1 protein-coding gene and 1 pseudogene are annotated in these 919 nt (G+C 73.4%); one reads left to right on the top strand and one right to left on the bottom strand.

Translation table 11 applies throughout. From position 1 onward, the window contains the following. Positions 1 to 357 (bottom strand): annotated as a pseudogene (locus tag ACFFNX_RS51325) (MFS transporter); the annotation flags it as partial. An 88-nt stretch (positions 358 to 445) separates the two neighbouring features. Here ACFFNX_RS51325 and ACFFNX_RS51320 point away from each other — a divergent pair. Continuing rightward, positions 446 to 919, top strand: a 474-nt coding sequence (locus ACFFNX_RS51320; RefSeq protein ID WP_378213799.1) for an amidase family protein, incomplete at its 3' end; no start/stop codon positions are given.

The raw sequence follows: 919 nt of genomic DNA, 5'->3' as shown, positions 1-919 counted from the left end.
CGCCGCACGTGCCGCCTCCGGATGGTAGGCGGCGACCCCGACCCCGGACAGCGCCACCGCGAGCCAGGTCGTCCAGTACCCGCCGCCCAGCCCGCACAGGCCGATGCCGACGCCCGCGGTCAGCAGCCCGGCCCCGACCAGCCAGGGGGCGCGGCGCCGGTCGGTCAGCACGCCGAAGCCCGGCTGCAGGATGCTCGACAGGAAGGTCGCGGCGAGTGTGATGCCGGTCGCCTGCGCGTAGCCGTAGTGCCGCTCGGCGACCAGGAAGGGCAGCAGTGCCGGCACCGCACCCTGGTACAGGTCGTCGACGACGTGGGTTCCCACCAGCAACGTCAGCGTCCGTCGTCCCGGAGTCATGGTCGCGACGCTACGAGAACAGCGCGATGACGGGAACAAGCCATCATGCCGACTGATATCGCGATTCGGCCGTCCGTACAGTGGCACCGTGGAGCTCCACGAGTACGCGAGCCACGACGCGGTCGGACTGCGCGGACTGATCACTTCCGGGCAGGTCACCGCCGCGGAGGTGGAGGACGCCGCCCGGCGGGCCCTGGAGGCGGCGGACGAGCGGGTCAACGGGCTGGCCCTGCCGATCTTCGATCCGGCGCTCGGCCACGCGGACGACGGGCCGCTCGCCGGGGTGCCGTTCCTGATCAAGGACAGCGGGCCGATGGCCGAGGGCGTGCCGTTCTTCCTCGGCAGCCGCGCGATCCCGGGGGTGACCGCGCGCCACGACACGGACCTCATGAGACGCATACGCGCCGCCGGGCTGGTCACGCTGGGCCTCACCACGGTTCCCGAGCTGGTCGTCAGCTTCGCCACCGAGTCGCTGCGGTACGGCCCCACGCGGAACCCCTGGAACCCGGACCGCGGCGTGGGCGGGTCGAGCGGCGGGGCCGCCGCGCTGGTCGCCGCCGGG

Origin of the sequence: Actinoallomurus acaciae (assembly GCF_042429965.1) — a bacterium.
GTDB classification, from domain to species: Bacteria; Actinomycetota; Actinomycetes; order Streptosporangiales; family Streptosporangiaceae; genus Actinoallomurus; species Actinoallomurus acaciae.
This window is presented reverse-complemented; position numbering and strand designations above follow the sequence as displayed.